Here is a 17551-nt window from a genome sequence, read left to right on the forward strand (position 1 = left end):
GTGCATGGCGTGTCGTCCCCCTGTCAGGTGGTGGGGTGGGTCGGGAACACATGGGAGTGGACGCGGACCCGCGCGGCGTCCGGGTTCCCCTTGTCCGCCTCCAACTCCCGGTAGCTCTCGATCAGTTGGTGGATCCTCTTGCCCAGCTCCTCGGTGCGGGCGGGGGTCAGGCGCAGGGTGTAGTCGCTGAGGTCCGCGCTGTCCTGCCACTCGCGCGACCACTCCCCCTGGGTGCCGACCCAGGTGGAGGCCTCCTCGGCGTGCAGCGTCACGTGGTAGTGCAGGAGTTCGTTGTACGCGCCGCGCACCGAGGGGTCCGGGTCGCGCATCAGCGTGGTCTCCATGCGCGTGCCGTCGTGCTTCGAACGCCACCAGCGCTCCCGGCCCTTGCCGCGCTCCGGGTCGTCCTCGACGAATCCGTACGTGGCCAGCTGGCGCAGGTGGTAGCTGGTCGCGCCGCTCGACTCGCCCAGGCGGGCGGCCAGTTGGGAGGCCGTGGCCGGTCCTTCGAGCCGCAGTGAGGCGAGCAGCCGCATCCGCAGCGGGTGCGCGAGCCCGCGCAGGGAGCGGGCGTCGAGGTCGACGATCTTCCGGGCGGCGCCCCGCCCCTGCGGCCCCGCCGCTTCCGCCGCGTTCGGCTCTTCCGTCGCGTTCGGCTCTTCCGGGGTGCGCGGTCCTTCCGTGGGGCGCGGCTCTTCCGTGGTACGCGGTTCTTCCGGCATGCTCAGCAGCGTACGCGTGCAAAGACTCCGTTGCAACGCTTTCTTTGCAACGGAGTCTTTGGATGGCCGGGGGACGCCTCGTCCCACTCCCGCCCGGTGCCCGGCCCGGCCCCGCCCGGTGCCCGGCCCGTCCCGCCCGGGCCTCGCGGGGGCGCCCCGCTACTCCTTCACGAAGCCCTGCTCCACCATCCAGTCCTTCGCCACCTCGTGCGGGTCCTCGCCGTCCACGTCCACCTTGGCGTTCAGATCGCGGGCCACGGCGTTGGTGAGCTTCTTGGTGACGGGGGCCAGGACCTCCGCGATCTCCGGGTGCTCCTTGAGGGTCTTGCTGTTGATCTCGGGGGCCGCGTTGTAGTTGGGGAAGAAGCGGCGGTCGTCCTCCATGACCGCGAGGCGCATCGCCTTGATGCGGCCGTCGGTGGTGAAGACCTCGCCGTAGGTGCAACTGCCCTTCTTCGCCTGGGTGTAGATGATCCCGGTGTCCATCTGCGTGATGTTCCCGGCGGGCAGCTTCATGCCGTACGTCTTCTGCATGCCCGGCAGTCCGTCCGCGCGGTTGGCGAACTCGCCCTCCACGCACAGCGTGACCGCCTTGGGGTCCCGGCGGGCGAGCGCGGCCACGTCGGAGAGGGTCTTCGTGCCGTACTCGCGGGCGTTGGACTCGTTCATCGCCAGGGCGTAGGTGTTGTTCAGGGAGGCGGGCGGCAGCCAGCTGATCCCGTTCTTCGCGTCGGCCTCCCGGACCGCCTCCCACTGCTGGTGCGGGTCGGTGATGGGCTTGGAGTTGCCCTGGTACGTGATCCACGCGGTGCCCGTGTACTCGTACATGGCGTCCGCGTCGCCCCCCTTGACCGCCTCGCGCGCGCCGATCGAGCCCTGGATGCCCGTGCGGTCGAGCACGTCCGCCCCGGCCGCCTGGAAGGCGATGCCCATGATCGCGCCGAGGATGAGCTGCTCGGTGAACTCCTTCGACGTGACGGTGAGGTTCGCGCCCTCCAAGGGGCGGCCCTGGCCGACGATGCCCGGCTTCACGTCGTCCACCATGGGGGAGCCGCTGGTCAGGCCGCAGCCGCCCGCCGCCAGCACCCCGGCCAGGGCGAGCAGCGCCTTCGTACGCCGTGAGCGGAGCCTCATGACCGCACCTCCAGGCCGCGCGGGCTGAGCATCAGTTCGGCGAGCGAGGCCAGCCAGTCCACGAGCAGCGCGAGCACCACCGTGAGGATCGAGCCCAGCACCAGGACCGGCATGCGCTGGTTGGTGATGCCCGTGGTGATCAGGACGCCGAGCCCGCCCCCGCCGCCGAACGTCGCGAGCGTCGCCGTGCCCACGTTCAGGACCAGGGCCGTGCGCACGCCCGCCAGGATCAGCGGGACGGCCAGCGGCAGCTCGACCTTCGCCAGCACGCCGAGCGGCGACATGCCGATGCCGCGCGCCGCCTCCAGGAGGGTGGGGTCGTTGGCCCGCAGGCCCGCGATCGTGTTGGAAAGCACCGGCAGGACGGCGTAGATGATGATGCCCGTCAGGGCCGCCTTCTCGCCGATGCCCAGCCAGATCACCAGCAGCGCCAGCAGGCCGATCGCGGGGGTCGCCTGGCCCATGTTGGCGAGGGCCATGGCCACGGGGGCGCCCTTCTGGAAGGCGCGCCGGGTCAGCAGGACGCCCAGCGGGATCGCGATGATCAGCACGAAGAACGTGGAGACGGCGGTCAGCTCGACATGCTGCCGCAGCGCCTTGCCGACCTGGCCGTTGGACAGCGCGTTCCGGGAGATCTCGTCCAGGTCGGCCTGCTCGAACCAGATCCAGGTGGCAAGGAGTACCAGCGCGAGCACCACCGGCAGGAACGTCAGCTTCTGCCAGGTGACCCGGCGCGGCGGCCTCGCGACCGCCACCGGCGGCGGCGCCTCCGGCTCGTCCCCGCCGTCGTCGCGGAAGGCCAGGCCCTTGACCTCGTGCTCGCCCCGCGGGCGGGCCGCCTGCCGGGCGCCGGGACCGCGGTCGGGGATGCGGGGCTGGCCCCCGGGCGTCCCGGTCACGCCTTCGCCTCCCCCGCCTCGGCCGCGCCCTCCTGCTCCTTGTGGGTCAACTCGGCGCGCTGCTCCTCCAGTTCGTGCTGGTGCTCAAGCGCGTCGAGCCGGTCGGCCTCCAGCATCTCGTGCACCGAGTTCATCAGGGTCTCCATGTCGACGACGCCCGTGTACTCGCCGCGCCGCCCGGTGACGGCGACCCGGCCCGCGTTGTCGGTGAGCACCGCCTCCAGGGCGTCGCGGAGCGTGGCGTCCCGGGTGACCGTGTCGTGCACGAGGGTGCCCGCGCGGGCCAGCGAGCCCTTGGCGCGCATCAGGTCGCCGCGCCTGAGCCACTTGTAGGGGCGGCGGCGCTTGTCGAGGAGCAGCAGTTCGTTGGTGCCGGACGCGCGCAGCTTGTCGAAGATGTCCTGGAGCGGATCGTCGATCGTCACCGTCGGCACGTCGGCCATCTCGACATCGCGTACGCGGGTCAGGTTCAGCCGCTTCAGGGCGGCACCGGCGCCGACGAAACCCGACACGAAGTCGTCGGCCGGGTTGGTGAGGATCGCCTCGGGGGTGTCGAACTGCGCGATGTGGGACCGCTCCCGCAGCACCGCGATGCGGTCGCCCAGCTTGATGGCCTCGTCGAAGTCGTGCGTGACGAAGACGATCGTCTTGTGCAGCTCGTGCTGGAGCCGGATCAGCTCGTCCTGGAGGTGGTCGCGGGTGATCGGGTCGACCGCGCCGAACGGCTCGTCCATCAGGAGCACCGGCGGATCGGCGGCCAGCGCCCGCGCCACGCCCACGCGCTGCTGCTGCCCGCCGGAGAGCTGGCGCGGATAGCGGCCGTGGAACTCGCCCGGGTCGAGCCCGACCAGGTCCAGCATCTCCTCGACGCGCGACCGGATCCGGGCCTTGCCCCAGCCGACCATCTTCGGTACGAGCGCGATGTTCTGAGCCACCGTCATGTGCGGGAACAGGCCGGACGACTGGATGGCGTAGCCCACCTTGCGGCGCAGCCTCACCGGGTCGATGTCGGTGACGTCCTCGCCGTTGATGCGGATACGGCCGCTGGTCGGCTCGATCAGGCGGTTGATCATCTTCAGGGTCGTGGACTTCCCGCAGCCCGAGGGGCCCACGAAGATGACGATCTCGCCCGCCTTGATCTCCATGCTGACGCTGTCCACGGCCGGTTCGGCGCTGCCGGGGTAGCGCTTGGTGAGGTTCTCCAGCTCGATGGTCGCGCCCGTGGCGCCCGTCGTGCCCGTCGCCCCCGCCGTGCCGCTCGCCGCGGTGGGCGCGAGCCCGGCGGAGCCCGCCTGGTCGGCGGTGCTGCCCGCCGCGTCGGGCGCCGGGGACGGTCGCGGTCTCTCGGGTGTCTCAGACGTCTCGACACGGATACCCCTCGGAATCGTCAGACGGCCGATCAGGACGTACGCGGCGTCGAAGAGCAGCGCCAGGACGATGATCCCGAGCGTGCCCGCGAGCACCTGGTTGAGCGCGTTCTTGCTGCCGAGCGAGGCGATGCCGCGGAAGATCTCGTTGCCGAGCCCGGGCCCGGAGGCGTACGCGGCGATCGCGGCGATGCCCATCAGCATCTGCGTGGAGACGCGGATGCCGGTCAGGATCGGCGGCCACGCCAGCGGCAGCTCGATCCGCACCAGCCGGTGCAGGCGCGACATCCCGATGCCCTTCGCCGCGTCCACCAGCGTCGGGTCGACCCCGCGCAGGCCGACGATCGCGTTGCGCACGATCGGCAGCAGCCCGTACAGCGTCAGCGCGGTCACCGTCGGCGCCACGCCGAGCCCCACGACCGGGATCAGCAGACCGATCATGGCGAGGGACGGGATGGTGAGGATCGTGGAGGTCACGGTGGTGGCGAGGTTCCCCGCCCACTCGGTGCGGTAGGTCAGCACGCCGATCAGTACGCCGATGACGGTGGCCACCACCATGCACTGGAAGACCGCGCTGGCGTGTTGGTAGGCGTCCGTCAGCAACTGCTGGTGGCGGTTGCCGAGGTACTCCCAGAAGTTCATCGTCCGGCTCACCTCGCGAGGCCCGCGCAGGCGGCGCCGGGAGTCTCCCGGCGCCCGCGTGCGTCGTGCCGTCGTACCGTCGTCGTGCCGTCGTACGGGCGTGTCGTCGTCGTGCCTACCCGGGTCCTCCCGCCCGGGACGTCAGTTTCCGGACGCCTGCTCCACCAGCGGGATGATCCGCAGCGGAACGGGGTTCTCCATGACGATCGCCGTGGAGGCCCGGACGATGCCATCAAAACCCAGCACCCGGTCGATCACACGTTGGAGATCGGCGTTGGAGCGGGCCACCAGGCGGCACAGCATGTCGCCGTGACCGGTGATGGTGTGCAGTTCCAGGACCTCCGCCACGGTCGCCAAGTGCGCCCGTACGTCGGCGCCCTGGCCCTGTTTGATCTCCAGGGTCGCGAACGCCGTGACCGGGTAGCCGAGGGCCGCCGGGTCGACCTGGGGGCCGAAGCCGCGGATGACTCCGTTCGACTGAAGGCGGTCCATCCGGGCCTGCACCGTGCCGCGCGCCACGCCGAGGCGGCGCGAGGCCTCCAGGACGCCGATGCGCGGCTCCTGCGCGAGCAGCACGATGAGCCGCCCGTCCAGATGATCGATCGCCATGGAGCCTCCCGAATGGTCAGTCTGTACAGAACGCCCGCACCGGCTCGCGGATCACTGTGCAGATTGCTAGGTGAATACGCGAACTATTGCGCATCTTGTGGATCGGCGGGAGCCTCCCGGTATGACTCAGACCACACACACCACCCCGGAAACCGCGCGCGAGGCCGACCCCTTCCCGGTGAAGGGAATGGACGCGGTCGTCTTCGCCGTGGGCAACGCCAAGCAGGCCGCCCACTACTACTCCACGGCGTTCGGCATGAAGCTCGTCGCCTACTCCGGACCGGAGAACGGCAGCCGCGAGACCGCCAGTTACGTCCTGGAGAACGGCTCCGCCCGGTTCGTCTTCACCTCCGTCATCAAGGCGTCCACCGAGTGGGGCACCTTCCTCGCCGACCACGTGGCCGCGCACGGCGACGGCGTCGTCGACCTCGCCATCGAGGTGCCGGACGCCCGCGCCGCGTACGCGTACGCCGTCGAGCACGGCGCCCGCGGCATCGACGAGCCGTACGAGGTGAAGGACGAGCACGGCGTCGTGGTGCTCGCGGCCATCGCCACCTACGGCAAGACCCGGCACACCCTGGTCGAGCGCAAGGGCTACGACGGCCCCTACCTGCCCGGCTTCGTCACCGCCTCCCCGATCGTCGAGCCGCCCGCCAAGCGCACCTTCCAGGCCATCGACCACTGTGTGGGCAACGTCGAGCTCGGCAAGATGAACGAGTGGGTCGCCTTCTACAACAAGGTCATGGGCTTCACGAACATGAAGGAGTTCGTGGGCGACGACATCGCGACCGAGTACTCGGCCCTGATGTCGAAGGTCGTCGCCGACGGCACGCTCAAGGTCAAGTTCCCGATCAACGAGCCCGCCATCGCCAAGAAGAAGTCCCAGATCGACGAGTACCTGGAGTTCTACGGCGGCGCGGGCGTCCAGCACATCGCCCTCGCCACCAACGACATCGTCGCCACCGTGCGCACCATGCGCGCCGCGGGCGTCCAGTTCCTGGACACGCCGGACTCCTACTACGACACCCTCGGCGAGTGGGCGGGGGAGACGCGCGTCCCCGTCGAGACCCTGCGCGAGCTGAAGATCCTCGTCGACCGCGACGAGGACGGCTACCTGCTGCAGATCTTCACCAAGCCCGTCCAGGACCGGCCGACCGTCTTCTTCGAGATGATCGAGCGCCACGGGTCCATGGGCTTCGGCAAGGGCAACTTCAAGGCCCTGTTCGAGGCGATCGAGCGCGAGCAGGCCAAGCGCGGCAACCTGTAGCGGCGGCGCCCGCAGCGGTGCCGTCGTTCGCCTGCCACTACGTCGTGGCTGGTCGCGCAGTTCCCCGCGCCCCTTCGGGGCGCCCACGTACCGCAGAGTCGTCGGGGGTGGCCTCCGGGGCGTACACCTGCTCCGGGCCGCCCTCCGGCGGGTCGCCGAGGGCGGTCAGGGCGCGGTGGGCCGCCGCCGCGCCCAGCGGGGAGAAGTGCGGGTTCACCCGCAGCGCCTCCTGAAGGTGCCGCCTGGCGGCGCCGTAGCGGGCCAGCTCCCGCTCGATCTCCCCGCGGTGGTAGGCGAACAGGGCACTGCGCGGCCCCTTCTCCATCGCTGCCACCGCGTGCGGAAGCCCGGCGGCGGAGTCCCCGGCCCGGTGCAGCGCCCAGCCGAGCGCGTCGGCGTTCTCGGGGCTGCGGTGACGGGCGTACTCCGCGGTGAGGCGGCGCACGGCCCGCTCGGGGTCGCCGTGGTCCGCCTCGAACAGGCCGAGCACCCGCTCGTCGTTGACGCCGCCGCGCCCGGCCTGCCGGACCCGGTCCCGCAGCAGGTCGTACTGGGCGCGCGCGGCGGGCATCAGCCCCAGGGACTCGTACAACTCGCCCAGCTCCAAGGCGTATTCAGGAGCGGGCCGCCGCGCCAGCGCACTCCGGTAGGCCTGGAGGGCGTCGGAGGCCCGGCCGAGCGCGGCCAGCGCCCGGCCCCGCGCGGCGAGCGCGGGGTGGTGGTCGGGGTCGGCGGCGAGCGCCGCGTCCAGATAGCGCAGCGACTGGGCGGGCTCGCCCCGCTCCCAGGCCAGCTCCCCGACCCGGTACAGACACGCCGCCCGCTCGGCCGGGCCCTCGGCCAGCGCGGCGGCGTCAAAGAGCGCGGCGGCGGCGTCCTCCCGCCAGCCCCGGTCCCGGTACACCATCCCGGCCCGCGCCTTCACCGCCGCACCCGAGCGCAGCTCCCGCAGGGTGTCCAGGGACCGCCCGACGCCCTTGGCGTCCCCGAGCCCCCGGTAGGCGTCGATGAGCACCGGATACGTCGTCCACCGCTTCGGCGCGAGCCGCACCGCCCGCTCGCCCCACGACCGCGCGGCCCGGAAGTCATGCCGCGCGTTGGCCAGCGCCGCGAGCCCGGCGAGCGCCTCCACGTTGCCCTCGGGCCGCTCCCGCAGCGAGGTGCGCAGCGCGTGCTCGGCCTTCGGGTAGGACGCGAAGTCCGCCGTCCGCAGGCCCCGCTCCACGTACGCCGTGCCCAGCACGGCCCACGACTGCCCGTCACCGGGGTGCGCCCGCAGGTGCGCCTCGCGCTCCCCGATGAGCGCCGCCAGGTCGGGCAGCGCCGCCGGAGCGCCACCGCCCGCCGCGGCCAGCGCCCGCCCCACGGGCCCCGGCGCGGGCGGCGGCGCCTGCCCGCCGCCCGGGAGCGCCACCAGCACCCCGCCGAGCACGGCGGCGCCCGCCACGGCCGCGAGCAGCGCCCGCCGGACGGCACGGGAACGACGCGGCCCCCCGGCGGGCGGCACCGACGACAGGACGCGGTTCTCGGTCTCCATGGCGCTCACTGTGCGTCAATACGAAGAGTGCGCCCCGGCTCCGCGAACGGCGTCGCACACGGGTTCACACCGATGGCCCCGGGTGCGAGGCTGTGATCATGAGCAGCGCACTCGTCGAAGCCCTCCGGGCCGAGCTACCCGCCGACGCGGTCCTCACCGACCCGGACGTCACGTCCTCGTACGCGCACGACATGGCCAGCTTCTGCGCGGCGGGCAGCCCCGCCGTCGTCGTCCTGCCCCGCACCGTCGCGCACGTACAGCACGTCATGCGCACGGCCAGCGCGCTGCGCGTCCCCGTCGTGCCGCAGGGCGCCCGCACCGGCCTGTCCGGCGGGGCCAACGCCACCGACGGCTGCGTGGTGCTCTCGCTGGTGAAGATGGACCGCATCCTGGAGATCAACCCCGTCGACCGCGTCGCCGTCGTCGAGCCGGGCGTCGTCAACGCCACCCTGTCGCGCGCGGTCGGCGAGCTGGGCCTGTACTACCCGCCGGACCCCTCCAGCTGGGAGACCTGCACCATCGGCGGCAACATCGGCACGGCCTCCGGCGGCCTGTGCTGCGTCAAGTACGGCGTGACCGCCGAGTACGTCCTCGGCCTCGACGTCGTCCTCGCCGACGGCCGTCTGATGAGCACCGGGCGGCGCACCGCCAAGGGCGTCGCGGGCTATGACCTCACCCGCCTGTTCGTCGGCTCCGAGGGCAGCCTCGGCATCGTCGTCCGCGCGGTCCTCGCCCTGCGGCCGAAGCCGCCCCAGCAGCTCGTCCTCGCCGCCGAGTTCGGCTCGGCCGCCGCGGCCTGCGACGCCGTCTGCGCGATCATGGAGGGCGGGCACGTGCCCTCCCTCCTGGAGCTGATGGACCGCACGACGGTCCAGGCCGTCAACGCGCTCGCCCACATGGGCCTGCCCGAGACCACCGAGGCCCTGCTGCTCGCCGCCTTCGACACCCCGGACCCGGCCGTCGACCTCGCCGCCGTGGGCGCCCTGTGCGAGGCCGCCGGGGCCACCCAGGTCGTCCCGGCGGAGGACGCGGCCGAGTCCGAACTGCTGCTCCAGGCGCGCCGCCTGTCGCTCACCGCCCTGGAGGCGGTCAAGGGCACCACGATGATCGACGACGTGTGCGTGCCGCGCTCGAAGCTCGGCGCGATGCTCGACGGCGTCGCCGCCATCGCCGACAAGCACGCCCTGACCATCGGGGTCTGCGCGCACGCGGGCGACGGGAACACGCACCCCACCGTCTGCTTCGACGCGGCAGACCCCGACGAGTCCCGGCGGGCCCGGGAGTCCTTCGACGAGATCATGGCCCTCGGCCTCGACCTCGGCGGCACCATCACGGGCGAGCACGGCGTCGGCGTCCTGAAGAAGGAGTGGCTGGCGCGCGAACTCGGCCCGGTGGGCCTGGAGATGCAGCGGGCCGTCAAGGCCGCCTTCGACCCGCACCACCTCCTCAACCCGGGCAAGCTCTTCTGACGCGACCGGCCCGTGAGGCCCTCCCGCTCCACGGGGGGCACGGCGGGCACCCCCGTGGCGCCCGCGGTCACTCACCGTCCTTGGACTCGTCCGAGGGCCACGGGTCGCGCAGCCACAGCTCGTCGGCGCGGCCGGAGGTGGTCGGGGCGAGCAGCTCGGCGAGGCCGTCGTCGATGCCGAGCTGCTCGGCCTCAGAACCCGGGGGGACCACCCGCAGGGTGCGCTCCAGCCAGGCCGACACGGCGGGCGCCGGGGCCTCCAGGAGGGCGTCGCCGTCCGGCGAGCTGAGCGCCATCAGGACCACCGAGCGCCCCTCGACCTTCGTCGGCCACACCCGCACGTCCCCGTGCCCGCACGGCCGGAACACGCCCTCGACCAGCAGCTCCCGCGCGAACGTCCAGTTCACGGGGTGCTCGGAGCCGATGTGGAAGGCGATGTGCACGGCGTACGGGTCGTCGGTGCGGTAGGTCAGCCGGGCCGGGACCGGGATGGCCCGCTCCGGTGACAGGACCAGTTTGAGCTCCAGCTCGCGCTCCACCACGGTGTGCATGTCGGTCACGTTCCTCTCGTCGCTGTGCGTCTCGTACGGGTCCGGAGCGGGCCCGCACAGATCGAGAGCGCGGAGGGCGCGGAGCATTACGCGGGTTCGGGAAGTTTTTTTCGGAGACTTTCGCGGAGGGGCTTTCGCGGGGGCTTCCGGTGAGGGCGGGGACCCCCCGGAAGAACCCCCAAGCACCCCGGAAGCACCCCGGAAGCACCCCGGAAGCACCCCGGAAGCGCCCCCAGAAGCACCCCAGAAGCACCCCCAGAAGCAAGGGAACCGTGCGCGGAAGGGGGCGGTGCTGCGGGAGCCGCCCGGGTGGGCGCACCGGTCTGATAGATGTGGAGCCGCACACGACCCCCGAGCAGATACGGGACGACGGACATGAGCGCCCCAACCCCGGCCCCCGGCGACGACAGGCCCCGCGAAGGCTACTACCCCGACCCGTCCATCCCCGGCTACGTCCGGTACTGGAACGGCGCGGCCTGGGTGCCCGGTACGAGCCGCCCGGCGCCGTCCGACGGAGAACCGCTGCCCGCCCCGCCCCGCGCCGCCACCGCCCCGCCGCCCCCGCGGGCGGAGGAGACGGGGCCCGTGTTCTTCGACGAGGAACCGGAAGGGGTCGCCCAGTCCGAGACGGCCGAGCCGGAGGACACCGGCACCGCCGACGCGGACGCCGACGCCGCCGCCGAGGGCGCCCGGCACGGGAGCAGGCCCGAGCCCGCGTCCGCCTGGCACGTGGACGCCGCGCGCCAGTCCGGGCTCGGCGGCGAGCAGGACCAGCGGGTGTCGTGGGGCTCCCCGGCGCGGCCGGACCCCCGGGTGCCGGGCGGGGCGCCCGCCCGCGCCGACGCGGCACCGGCCGCCCGGGTCCCCGCGCAGGCCGGGCCCGAGCCGGAGCCCGAGAGCCCCGGCACCCCCGGCGCCCCGGGCGGCCGCGCCGTCAAGCCGACCGCACCCGCACCCACCACCGGCGAGGGAACGGTCACCTTCCGGCGTCCCACCGGACCGGTGAATCCCGCGCAGCCGGGTCCGGGGGCCGGGAGCGACGGCACGATGGCGATCAGGGCGCTGCGCCCCCAGGCGAAGCAGCCGCCCGCCGCTGCCCCCGCCCCTGCCCCCGCCCCGGGCCCCACCCCCGCGTCTGCTTCCGCTTCCGCTCCGGGCCCCACCCCCGCTTCCGCCCCCGCTCCCGCAGCGCAGGCGTCCGTCCCCCAGCAGACCCCCTCCCCCTGACCTCCGGGCCCGGCGGGGGCGCGACCTCCTGGGCGCAGCAGGTGCACCAGCTCGCCCAGCAGCAGCCGGACGGCCCCGTCGCGCCGTGGAAGCCGGTGACCGAGGACCCGTTCGCGGCGGCCGCCCGGGCGCAGGCGGCGGCGCGGCCCGCGCCGCTCGGCAGGCGGTTCGCCGCGCGGCTCATCGACACCGTCGTCCTCGGCGCCGTCACGGCCGGGGCCGCGCTGCCGCTCGGCACGCGGGCCGCCGACCACATCGACAGCAAGATCGACGCCGCGAAGATGTCCGGTGAGAAGGTGACCGTCTGGCTCCTGGACGGCACCACCGCCGGGTACCTCGGCATGGTGCTCGGGGTGCTGCTGCTCTTCGGGGGGCTGTACGAGGCGCTGCCCACCGCCAAGTGGGGGCGCACGCTGGGCAAGAAGCTCTGCGGGGTCGAGGTGCGGGACATCGAGGCCCATGGGGCGCCGTCCCTGGGGGCGGCGCTGCGGCGGTGGCTGGTGTACAGCGTGCCCGGGGTGCTGGGCGTGGGGGTCGTCGGGGTGCTGTGGTGCCTCTTCGACCGCCCGTGGCACCAGTGCTGGCACGACAAGGCGGCCCGCACGTTCGTGGCGGGCTGACCCTGCCGGGGGCTCCCCACCGCGGGTCTGGGGCGCGGCCGTGAGGTAACCCGGACAGACGTCCGCAGTCGCGCAGCCCCCCGCTTCGAGGTGCACTCACCCCATGAGCACCGAACCGCCGCCCTACCCCGGCACCCCCGACCCCCACGACAACGACCCGTTCAGGAAGCAGCCCCCGCCCCCTCCGGGAGGTCCAGGCTCCCCGTACGACGGCCCGCCCCCGCCTCCGCCCCCGCCGGGAGGCCCGTACGGCACCGACCCCCTCGCGGGGATGCCCCCCTTGGCGGACAGCGGCAAGCGCGTACTCGCCCGCATCATCGACATGATCCTCGTGGGCGTGGTCGTCTGGCTGCTGTCCTGGGCGTTCGGCACGTATGAGTACGACATCGACCCGGACAAGGTCGAGTACGGCAAGTCGTTCGGCCAGTCCCTGCTCGCCGCCGTGCTCTACACGGCGTACGACAGCGTCCTCATCGCCAAGAACGGGCAGACGCTGGGCAAGAAGTGGCTGGGGATGCGCGTGGCGAACCTGAACGACGGCTCGACGCCCGCCCTGCAGACCGCGATCGCGCGCTCCGCGGTCCTGTGGCTGCCGTTCGCGTTCTGCTGCGCCTGCATCTGGACGGCGATCTGCGGCGGCTGGAGCTTCTTCGACAAGCCGTACAAGCAGGGGCTGCACGACAAGGCGGCCAAGACGGTGGTGGTCAGCGTCAGCTGACCGGTGGTGCGGGGGTCGCGGAAGCGCCCCGCGGGCAGGCGGACCCCCGGTGCTGCGGCGGCACCGGGGGCGGCGAAGGGCGGCGGGTCCGGGTTACGTCACGGACCCGCCGTTTCGCGTACGCGCGCGTACGTCAGGGACCGGCTGGTTCCCGTACCGGCCGGTGGACGGAGTCGGGCAGCGGGGCGGACGCGATGACCGCTCGCTGTGCCGGGATCCGCTCCTCCTGCGGGGCGGCTTCGGCGCGGGCGGCGGCCGTGGCGGGTGCCGGGCGCGTAGGCTCGGCCTCTTCCTTGGGCAGCGGGACCGTCCAGGCGACCAGCAGGCCGAGCCCGAGGGCGGCGACGGCTATGACCGCCACACCCGGGGGAGAGGTCGCCTGCGAGAGCAGCAGCATGGCCACCGTGGAACACACGACGGTCGCGGCGCCGTAGGAGAGCTGTGCGACGGTCGGACGAGGCATGGAGCGAGACATGGCGTGATCCGTCCTCGGGACAGCGGATGCGGGGGTGATCCGGAGGATCCACTGGACACGGGATTCCGGCAGCTCGGACGGGGTCGACAGCTCCGGGGGAGCCGCGGGATCCGGGCGGTCCAGGCGGTATGCAGATGTGTGGAGGTGCGGGAACGCGGCCGTACGCGTACGCGTGCAGACGTACACCGACATCCACAGACGTGCGCGAACGTACGCGGACGTCCATGGATGTATGCGGACACACGCTGCTGCGTGCGGACGCACACGGACGCACACGGACCTCTCTGAACCCATGTGAACTTATGTGAATCGAAGGGTGCTCTTCGGTGCGGACTTGGATGCCTTGCCGAGCATCCGCCAACACCGTAGATTTCACCCCTGTTTGCCTCCATGCCCTACCGCGACATGCGGTAAGCGTGACCTAACACACGGCGCCGGTGCACGGGGGGCGCATGGATTCATGCGTTCCATCAACTGGACGGTCGCACGCGCCTGTTGACAGCGCAATATGCCATTCGGGCATGTGGCGGCAGAACATCGACCATGTCCGGATACTGGACGGACGTCGTTGCATAAAGCACTTGGCCTGTTCAAGTCAAGGTCTGTCTTTTCTCTGCACGCTCCGGTCGAATGTCGTCACTTGTGACGCGCACATCGCGCGCGGACCTCCTCGACCGGGAACGCGGTCCGTGCCGCGGGGCGCGGGGGAGGAAAGCATCAAGTGACAGTCAAGAGACGGACGTTCAGAGCCGCGGCAGCGGGCGTCGCCCTGGCCGCGGCCGCCGCGACGTTCTCGGCGTACGGGGTCGCCGCGGCCGACGACGGCGCACCCGCCGCCAAGGACGCACCGACCGTCGACCGCCGTGACCCGGCGGACGCCAAGACGCGGGTCGACCACGACCTGGAGGGCCCGTTCAGCAAGCAGCAGGCCCAGCAGCGCAAGGCCGCCCTGGAACAGGTCGTGTCGGGCGAGGCCAAGGTGAGCAAGCGCGGCGGCTCCAACGTCGTGAAGCTGGACGACAAGAAGTACGTCGAGCTGGGCCGCGAGAAGACCGACAAGATCTTCACGATCCTGGTGGAGTTCGGGGACAAGGTGGACGACACCACCCTGTACGACCCCGACGGTCCCGACGGGCCCCAGCCTCCGGTCAAGAAGTACGGCGGCGAGCCCGGCCCGCGCCACAACAAGATACCCAAGCCGGACCGTGCCAAGGACAACAGCACGGCCTGGCAGGCCGATTACAACCGTGAGCACTTCCAGGACCTGTACTTCGGCAAGGGCAAGGACGCCAAGGGCAAGACCAAGCACTCGCTGAAGACGTACTACGAGAAGACCTCCTCCGGCCGCTACTCCGTCGAGGGCACCGTCTCCGACTGGGTCAAGGTCGACTACAACGAGGCCCGTTACGGCTCCAACTACTGCGGCGACTCCAACTGCGCCAACGTCTGGGACGCGGTCCGCGACGGCGTCGCGGCCTGGGTGAAGGACCAGAAGGCCAAGGGCCGCACCGACGCCCAGATCAAGGCCGACCTCGCGAAGTACGACAAGTGGGACCGCTACGACTTCGACGAGGACGGCGAGTTCAACGAGCCGGACGGCTACATCGACCACTTCCAGATCGTCCACGCGGGCGAGGACGAGTCCGCGGGCGGCGGCGCCGAGGGCGAGAACGCCCTGTGGGCGCACCGCTGGTACGCCTACGGCGAGGACGCGGGCAAGACCGGCCCGGCGAAGAACAAGGCGGGCGGCACCCAGATCGGCAAGTCCGGCATCTGGGTCGGCGACTACACGATGCAGCCGGAGAACGGCGGCCTCGGCGTCTTCGCCCACGAGTACGGCCACGACCTCGGCCTGCCGGACCTGTACGACACCACGGGCGTCCCGGCCAGCCAGGAGAACTCCGTCGGCTTCTGGTCGCTGATGTCGGCGGGCTCCTGGCTCGGCACCGGCAAGAACGCCATCGGTGACCTGCCCGGCGACATGACCGCCTGGGACAAGTACCAGCTCGGCTGGCTGGACTACGCCAAGGCGAAGGCCGCGACGAAGTCGACGCACAAGCTGGGCGTGTCCGAGTACAACACCCGCAACAAGCAGGCGCTGCTCGTCGAGCTGCCCAAGAAGTCGGTCACCACCACCATCGCCAAGCCCGCCGAGGGCACCAAGCAGTGGTGGAGCGGCCAGGACGACGACCTCAAGAACACCCTCACGCGGTCCGTCGACCTCACCGGCAAGTCCAAGGCCGAGCTGTCCCTGGCCGGTTGGTGGGACATCGAGCGGAACTACGACTACCTCTACACCGAGGTGTCCACCAACGGCGGCGCCAGCTGGACGCCCATCGACGGCACCGCCGACGGCAAGCAGATCACCCGCGACGGCGGCGACCGCCCAGCGCTGACCGGCTCCTCGACGAAGTACCAGCGGCTCGTCTACCCGCTGGACGCCTACGCGGGCAAGAAGATCGACCTCCGCTTCCGCTACACCACGGACGGCGGCAACGCGCTCAAGGGCTTCACCGCCGACGACATCGCGGTCACCGCGGACGGCGCCAAGCTGGTCACCGACGGCGCGGAGAACGGCGACAACGGCTGGAAGGTGAAGGGCTTCTCGCGCATCGGCGAGTCCTTCACCAAGAAGTACGAGCAGTACTACATCGCCGAGAACCGCCAGTACGTGTCGTACGACAAGACCCTCAAGGTCGGCCCGTACAACTTCGGCTTCGCGTCCCGTCCCTCCTGGGTCGAGCACTACCCGTACCAGACCGGCCTGCTGATCTGGCAGTGGGACACCTCCCAGAAGGACAACAACGTCAGCAAGCACCACGGCAAGGGTCTGATCCTCCCGGTCGACGCCCACGCCAAGCCGCTGAAGTGGAAGGACGGCACGGTCCTGCGCAACAAGATCCAGCCGTTCGACGCGCCCTTCTCGAAGTACCGCACGGACGCGATCACGCTCCACAACGCGGACGTCCCGCTCAAGATCAAGTCGAAGAAGGGCGTCTCGGTCTTCGACGACCACAAGGGCACCTACTGGTACCCGGAGAACCCCACCGGCAGCGTCAAGGTCACTGACACCAACACCAAGATCAAGATCCTGAAGCAGCCGAAGGACGGTTCCTCGATCACCGTCCAGGTGGACCGCTCGGTGCGGTAGTCTTCGAAAGAATTTTCGTTTCCGCAGGTCAGAGGCTTGCGGATCGGCGATCGGCCGCCGCCCCCTAGCGGGCGGCGGCCGATCGTGTTTAGGTGCGTGCTGTGGACTTCTTATTGACGCTACGTCTCACGGGGGTGTGACACAGCATGGCCGCAGGAGGTTTCTGCAAGCTGCCGAACGGCAGCGTCGTGGTGGCCCTGACCCTGCCGAGCCCTTCGGCGGGCGGCACCGCACAGGTCCGCGTGCTCGTGCACGCGGCGAACCGGGCGCGGGCCCTGACCCGGCTGCGCAACCTGGGCCTCAGGGCGGTGTATCTGCGCGGCAACACGCAGCCGCCGTCGCCCGACGAGATCACGGCGGTCCTCCACCACCCGGACGGCCTGATATGGCGCGCGTCCACCGCCGTGGACGAACTCTGGCACCCGATCCGCGCGCTCCTCCGGGGACCTGCGGCGGCGTAGCCGGAATAAGCCCGTCCGGCGTTTGAGGACGAAGCGCGGAGCGCCGATGAAGGCGGGGGCCCGGGGGCGGCAGCCCCCGGTTTCGGGAAGGGGCGGGCCCGGGGCGTCCCACGCGGGCTACACCACCGGCTTGCCCGTGAGGGTGACGCCCGCCGCGCGGAGGTCCTCCAGGGCCCGCTCGGTGGTGGCGGCAGCCACCCCCGCGGTGAGGTCGAGCAGCACCTGCGTACGGAACCCCTCGCGCGCGGCGTCCAGCGCCGTGGCCCGCACGCAGTGGTCCGTGGCGATCCCCACCACGTCCACCTCGCGCACCTGCCGCTCCCGCAGCCAGTCGGCCAGCGGCGTCCCGTTCTCGTCGACCCCCTCGAAGCCGGAGTACGCCGCCGAGCGCTCCCCCTTGGAGAAGACGGCGTCGACCGCGCCGGAGGCCACGGCGGGCGCGAAGTTCGGGTGGAAGCCGACGCCCTCGGTCCCGGCGACGCAGTGCGGCGGCCAGGAGTCGACGAAGTCCGGCCGGTCGGAGAAGTGGTCACCGGGGTCGACGTGGTGGTCGCGGGTGGCGATGACGTGGCGGTAGCAGGGGGAGGACTGGCCGATCAGTTCGGTGATGGCGGCGGCCACGTCCGCGCCGCCCGCGACGGCGAGGCTGCCCCTCGCAGAAGTCGTTCTGTACGTCGACGACGATCAGTGCGCGGCGCATGAC

General features: G+C 71.7%; 13 protein-coding genes and 3 pseudogenes. 6 read left to right on the plus strand and 10 right to left on the minus strand.

Annotated elements, in window-relative coordinates; translation table 11 throughout:
* Positions 1–23: 23 nt before the first annotated feature.
* The 6 genes and pseudogenes from ACOBQU_RS23870 to ACOBQU_RS23895 all read right to left on the minus strand — a co-directional run bounded on the left by ACOBQU_RS23870 (position 24) and on the right by ACOBQU_RS23895 (position 5373).
* Positions 24–722, minus strand: coding sequence for an ArsR/SmtB family transcription factor (locus ACOBQU_RS23870; protein ID WP_423629374.1), 699 nt, complete (start codon positions 720–722; stop codon positions 24–26).
* A 159-nt stretch (positions 723–881) separates the two neighbouring features.
* Positions 882–1856 (minus strand): glycine betaine ABC transporter substrate-binding protein, encoded by a 975-nt coding sequence (locus ACOBQU_RS23875; protein WP_423629376.1) that lies wholly within the window; start codon positions 1854–1856, stop codon positions 882–884.
* The gene (locus ACOBQU_RS23880; protein WP_423634672.1) at positions 1853–2725 is read right to left on the minus strand and encodes an ABC transporter permease; all 873 of its coding nucleotides are present in this window, start codon (positions 2723–2725) and stop codon (positions 1853–1855) included. The genes ACOBQU_RS23875 and ACOBQU_RS23880 overlap by 4 nt, the downstream gene beginning before the upstream one ends.
* 26 nt (positions 2726–2751) lie before the next feature.
* Positions 2752–4128 (minus strand): betaine/proline/choline family ABC transporter ATP-binding protein, encoded by a 1377-nt coding sequence (locus ACOBQU_RS23885; protein WP_423634674.1) that lies wholly within the window; start codon positions 4126–4128, stop codon positions 2752–2754.
* Positions 4120–4764: pseudogene (locus tag ACOBQU_RS23890) on the minus strand (ABC transporter permease); the annotation flags it as partial. The gene ACOBQU_RS23885 and the pseudogene ACOBQU_RS23890, both read right to left, overlap by 9 nt.
* A gap of 141 nt (positions 4765–4905) precedes the next feature.
* On the minus strand, positions 4906–5373 hold the full coding sequence (locus ACOBQU_RS23895) for an Lrp/AsnC family transcriptional regulator (RefSeq protein WP_423629378.1): 468 nt from the start codon (positions 5371–5373) through the stop codon (positions 4906–4908).
* Positions 5374–5494: 121 nt separating this feature from the next.
* On the opposite strand from ACOBQU_RS23895, the gene hppD reads away from it, so the two are divergent.
* Positions 5495–6640, plus strand: a complete 1146-nt coding sequence (hppD, locus tag ACOBQU_RS23900; RefSeq protein WP_423629380.1) for a 4-hydroxyphenylpyruvate dioxygenase — start codon at positions 5495–5497, stop codon at positions 6638–6640.
* Positions 6641–6677: 37 nt separating this feature from the next.
* On the opposite strand, the gene ACOBQU_RS23905 is transcribed toward hppD, so the two are convergent.
* Complete coding sequence (locus ACOBQU_RS23905; RefSeq protein ID WP_423629381.1) at positions 6678–8177, minus strand: tetratricopeptide repeat protein; 1500 nt, start codon at positions 8175–8177, stop codon at positions 6678–6680.
* 98 nt (positions 8178–8275) lie between these two features.
* Between ACOBQU_RS23905 and ACOBQU_RS23910 the strand changes: the two genes are divergently transcribed.
* Complete coding sequence (locus tag ACOBQU_RS23910) at positions 8276–9646, plus strand: FAD-binding oxidoreductase (RefSeq protein WP_423629383.1); 1371 nt, start codon at positions 8276–8278, stop codon at positions 9644–9646.
* A 67-nt stretch (positions 9647–9713) separates the two neighbouring features.
* Here the strand turns inward: ACOBQU_RS23910 and ACOBQU_RS23915 are convergent, their stop codons facing one another.
* Positions 9714–10196 (minus strand): SsgA family sporulation/cell division regulator, encoded by a 483-nt coding sequence (locus tag ACOBQU_RS23915; protein ID WP_423634676.1) that lies wholly within the window; start codon positions 10194–10196, stop codon positions 9714–9716.
* A 375-nt stretch (positions 10197–10571) separates the two neighbouring features.
* On the opposite strand from ACOBQU_RS23915, the pseudogene ACOBQU_RS23920 reads away from it, so the two are divergent.
* Together ACOBQU_RS23920 and ACOBQU_RS23925 are read left to right on the plus strand one after the other, a co-directional pair.
* Positions 10572–12043: pseudogene (locus ACOBQU_RS23920) on the plus strand (RDD family protein).
* 103 nt (positions 12044–12146) lie between these two features.
* A complete protein-coding gene (locus ACOBQU_RS23925) occupies positions 12147–12761 on the plus strand; it encodes an RDD family protein (protein WP_423629385.1) in 615 nt (204 codons plus the stop codon).
* A 133-nt stretch (positions 12762–12894) separates the two neighbouring features.
* Here the strand turns inward: ACOBQU_RS23925 and ACOBQU_RS23930 are convergent, their stop codons facing one another.
* A complete protein-coding gene (locus ACOBQU_RS23930; RefSeq protein WP_423629387.1) occupies positions 12895–13224 on the minus strand; it encodes a hypothetical protein in 330 nt (109 codons plus the stop codon).
* A gap of 733 nt (positions 13225–13957) precedes the next feature.
* Between ACOBQU_RS23930 and ACOBQU_RS23935 the strand changes: the two genes are divergently transcribed.
* Positions 13958–16387: an immune inhibitor A domain-containing protein gene (locus ACOBQU_RS23935; RefSeq protein ID WP_423629389.1), complete on the plus strand. Its 2430-nt coding sequence runs from the start codon at positions 13958–13960 to the stop codon at positions 16385–16387.
* Positions 16388–16533: 146 nt separating this feature from the next.
* Positions 16534–16848, plus strand: coding sequence for a hypothetical protein (locus ACOBQU_RS23940; RefSeq protein WP_423629390.1), 315 nt, complete (start codon positions 16534–16536; stop codon positions 16846–16848).
* A 117-nt stretch (positions 16849–16965) separates the two neighbouring features.
* Here the strand turns inward: ACOBQU_RS23940 and ACOBQU_RS23945 are convergent.
* A pseudogene (locus ACOBQU_RS23945) lies at positions 16966–17548 on the minus strand (isochorismatase family protein).
* Positions 17549–17551 lie beyond the last annotated feature (3 nt).

Source organism: Streptomyces sp. G45, assembly GCF_049542095.1.
GTDB lineage: Bacteria > Actinomycetota > Actinomycetes > Streptomycetales > Streptomycetaceae > Streptomyces.

Coding starts and splice junctions, on each gene's coding strand:
- ACOBQU_RS23870 (WP_423629374.1), bottom strand. CDS start 722: ATGCCGGAAGAACCGCGTACCACGGAAGAGCCGCGCCCCACGGAAGGA.
- ACOBQU_RS23875 (WP_423629376.1), bottom strand. CDS start 1,856: ATGAGGCTCCGCTCACGGCGTACGAAGGCGCTGCTCGCCCTGGCCGGG.
- ACOBQU_RS23895 (WP_423629378.1), bottom strand. CDS start 5,373: ATGGCGATCGATCATCTGGACGGGCGGCTCATCGTGCTGCTCGCGCAG.
- hppD (WP_423629380.1), top strand. CDS start 5,495: ATGACTCAGACCACACACACCACCCCGGAAACCGCGCGCGAGGCCGAC.
- ACOBQU_RS23905 (WP_423629381.1), bottom strand. CDS start 8,177: ATGGAGACCGAGAACCGCGTCCTGTCGTCGGTGCCGCCCGCCGGGGGG.
- ACOBQU_RS23910 (WP_423629383.1), top strand. CDS start 8,276: ATGAGCAGCGCACTCGTCGAAGCCCTCCGGGCCGAGCTACCCGCCGAC.
- ACOBQU_RS23915 (WP_423634676.1), bottom strand. CDS start 10,196: ATGCACACCGTGGTGGAGCGCGAGCTGGAGCTCAAACTGGTCCTGTCA.
- ACOBQU_RS23925 (WP_423629385.1), top strand. CDS start 12,147: ATGAGCACCGAACCGCCGCCCTACCCCGGCACCCCCGACCCCCACGAC.
- ACOBQU_RS23930 (WP_423629387.1), bottom strand. CDS start 13,224: ATGCCTCGTCCGACCGTCGCACAGCTCTCCTACGGCGCCGCGACCGTC.
- ACOBQU_RS23940 (WP_423629390.1), top strand. CDS start 16,534: ATGGCCGCAGGAGGTTTCTGCAAGCTGCCGAACGGCAGCGTCGTGGTG.